This is a genomic window from Stenotrophomonas geniculata ATCC 19374 = JCM 13324, from assembly GCF_001431625.1.
Lineage (GTDB): Bacteria > Pseudomonadota > Gammaproteobacteria > Xanthomonadales > Xanthomonadaceae > Stenotrophomonas > Stenotrophomonas geniculata.
Window position 1 is genome coordinate 1 of record NZ_LLXT01000034.1, and the last position, 3,251, is coordinate 3,251.

Annotated in this window: 2 protein-coding genes; both read left to right on the forward strand. The window is 68.6% G+C overall.

Annotation, left to right across the window (positions count from 1 at the left end; translation table 11 throughout):
* Positions 1-310 precede the first annotated feature (310 nt).
* A complete protein-coding gene (gene yoaA / locus ARC63_RS02010) occupies positions 311-2,359 on the forward strand; it encodes a DNA repair helicase YoaA (protein WP_057502398.1) in 2,049 nt (682 codons plus the stop codon).
* Positions 2,360-2,368: 9 nt separating this feature from the next.
* Positions 2,369-3,082, forward strand: coding sequence for a tRNA (adenosine(37)-N6)-threonylcarbamoyltransferase complex dimerization subunit type 1 TsaB (gene tsaB, locus ARC63_RS02015; RefSeq protein WP_049481813.1), 714 nt, complete (start codon positions 2,369-2,371; stop codon positions 3,080-3,082).
* Positions 3,083-3,251: the final 169 nt, after the last annotated feature.

The following is a 3,251-nucleotide window of genomic DNA, read 5'->3' on the forward strand; positions in this document are numbered from 1 at the left end:
CCCCCTTCTTGTTTCCGTTCGACCCACCGCTTCTGAATCCAGTCGAGCAAGCGCGACGCCACGAAGCACGTCCATCCGTCACCGGGAAACTGTCGAAGGCGGGTCGGGAGGGGCAGGCAGGACCGTTGGCGCCATGGATGGCGCCATCGAGCCCCCAGGATGGGTTTACGGCGTGTCCTGCCTGCCCCTCCCGCCCCGCCCAGCATGTAGAAACCCAGAGCCATGAACCAAGCTGTTGCCGTTGCTTTTGCTGGTGCCCTGGCTTGAAACGGGTGCCGGGCAGCGCCCGGCCGGGTATCCTTTCCCTCTGATGTCCGACCTTGTCCATGCCAGCCGCGAAGCCCTCAGCGACGGCGGCGCGCTCGCCTCGCACCTGGATGCATTCGTCCCGCGTCCGGCACAGCTGCACCTGACCGAAGCCATCGCCGATGCGCTGCAGCAGCGTGACCTGCTGCTGGCCGAGGCCGGTACCGGCACCGGCAAGACGTTCGCCTACCTGGTGCCGGTGCTGCTGTCCGGGTTGCGCACCATCATCTCCACCGGTACCCGCGCGCTGCAGGACCAGCTCTACCACCGCGATCTGCCACGGGTGCGCCAGGCGCTCGGTGTTGGCCTGCGCAGTGCGCTGCTGAAGGGACGCGCGAACTACCTGTGCCGCTATCGCCTGCAGCAGGCGCGTGGCGAGCCGCGTTTTTCCAGCCCCGAACAGGCTGCGCAGTTCCAGCGGATCCTGGCCTGGTCCGGTCGTTCGGAGTTCGGTGACATCGCCGAACTGGAAGGCCTGGCCGATGATTCGCCGCTGCTGCCGATGGTCACCTCCACTGTCGACAACTGCCTGGGGACCGACTGCCCGTTCTGGGATGACTGCTTCGTGGTGCGCGCGCGGCAACGCGCGCAGGCCGCCGATGTGGTGGTAGTCAACCACCATCTGCTGTTGGCCGACCTGGCACTGAAGCAGGACGGCTTTGGCGAGTTGTTACCTGGGGCGCAGGCCTTCGTCATCGACGAGGCGCACCAGTTGCCCGAACTGGCCGCGCAGTTCTTCGGCGAAGGTTTTGGCATGCGTCCGTGGCAGGAACTGGGCCGCGACTGCCTGGCCGAAGCGCGCGGCGTCGGGGGCGCGCAGTCGGCGCTGCAGGAACCGGTCGACCAGTTGCAGCAAGCGCTGTTGGCGCTGCGCTCGGCAATGGAAGGGCTGCCAGCGCGTGGCACGCAATGGCGTGCACTGGCGATGCCGCAGGTGCGTGATGGCTTCGATACGGTGATGGCTGGCCTGGTGACGCTGGAGCAGGCGCTGCAGCCGCTGCGCGAAGCGGCTGCCGGCCTCGATGCCTGCCATGCGCGTGCGCGCGAAGCGGTTTCGCGGCTCAGCCGCTGGCTGGGGGATGACGAACCCACCCTCGATTTCGATACCGATCCGGAGGAGACCGCCAGCGCCGCCGATGTGCTCTGGTACGAGCTCACGCCGCGTGGTTTCCGCTGCCAGCGCACGCCGATGGATGTGTCCGGCCCGTTGCGCGAGCATCGCGAACGCAGTCGCGCCGCATGGATCTTCACCTCGGCGACGCTGACCGTCGGCGGCGGATTCGATCACATCGCCACGCGCCTGGGCCTGGACGATCCACATACGCTGGTCCAGCCCAGCCCGTTCAACTGGCCGGAGCAGGCGTTGTGCTATCTGCCCGAGGGCCTGCCTGATCCGGCCGCGCGTGGTTTCGGAACCGCGCTGATCCAGACCCTGCGGCCGGTGCTGCAGGCCTCGCAGGGCAGGGCGTTCCTGCTGTTCGCTTCGCATCGCGCCCTGCGTGAGGCTGCCGAGGCACTGCGTGATGGGCCATGGCCGTTGTTCGTGCAGGGCGAGGCGCCGCGCGCGACGCTGCTGCAACGCTTCCGCGAATCGGGCAATGGCGTGCTGCTGGGCTCGGCCAGTTTCCGCGAGGGCGTGGACGTGGTGGGTGAGGCGCTGAGCGTGGTGATGATCGACAAGCTGCCGTTCGCGGCACCGGACGATCCGGTGTACGAGGCGCGTCTGGAGGCGATCCGCAGCCAGGGCGGCAACCCGTTCCGCGATGAGCAGCTGCCACAGGCGGTGATTGCGCTGAAACAGGGCGTCGGCCGCCTGATCCGCAGCGAGAGCGACCGTGGCGTGCTGGTGTTGTGCGACCCGCGCCTGCTCAACCGCGGCTACGGCCGGGTCTTCCTCGATTCGCTGCCGCCGTTCCGCCGTACCCGCAACCTGACCGATGTGCAGGCCTTCTTTACGCCACAATGGGCGCCCGTGGCCGATGATGCGGCTGCCCCGGCCGCTGTTGCGACCGGCCCCGAGCCGGCGCCCGGTGCCACGTTTCCCCTGTTCTGACCCGATCCGATGAAACTGCTCGCCTTTGAAACCGCCACCGAAGCCTGTTCCGTTGCCCTGCATGTCGATGGGCAGGTACTGGAACGCTTCGAGATCGCCCCACGCCGGCATGCCGAACTGAGCCTGCCGTGGGCCGAGGCGCTGCTGGCCGAAGCCGGCATCAGCCGCCGCCAGCTGGACGGCATCGCCCTCAGCCGCGGTCCTGGTGCTTTCACCGGTGTGCGCCTGGCGATCGCGATTGCCCAGGGCATCGCACTGGCGCTGGACCGTCCGCTGCTGCCGGTATCGACGCTGCAGGTGCTGGCGCTGCGGGCACCGGCAGAAGAAACGCAGATCCTGTCGGCGATCGACGCACGGATGGGGGAGTTGTACGTTGCGCGCTTCGAGCGTGTTGACGGCCTGCCGGTCGCGCGCGATGGCGAGCGTGTGTGCGCACCGGATGCAGTGGCGTTGCCGGAAGGTTTGTCGGCCTATGGCGTGGGCACCGGCTTCGGCGCGGCCGACGGCGCGCTGGTGGCGCAGTTGGGCAGTGGCCTTCGGGGATTCGATGCGACAGCACTGCCGCGGGCATCGGATGTGCTGGCACTGGCGGTGCCGGCGTTCGCGCGTGGCGAGGCGATTGCGCCGGAGAAGGTCGAGCCCGCGTACCTGCGTGACAACGTGGCGCTGACCCTGGTCGAGCAGCAGGCCGCGCGTGAGGCGAAGGCGAAGGCCAACGGCTGAGCCCCTCGTGGCGGAGCGCGAAAGCACAAGCCGTGGTTTGGCCGGGCGGGTGGGCTGCGCAGGGGGCGCTGCAAGTACGTCCATGTAAGCTCGGTCGCCGCATCCATGCGGCTCACGCCCCTGCGCAACCGCACCCACCCCGCCACCGACAGTTTCCTGCGACCTGTCG

What these genes read in the sequence shown, in the direction of transcription:
- yoaA (WP_057502398.1), top strand. Translation starts at nt 311, where the DNA reads ATGTCCGACCTTGTCCATGCCAGCCGCGAAGCCCTCAGCGACGGCGGC.
- tsaB (WP_049481813.1), top strand. Translation starts at nt 2,369, where the DNA reads ATGAAACTGCTCGCCTTTGAAACCGCCACCGAAGCCTGTTCCGTTGCC.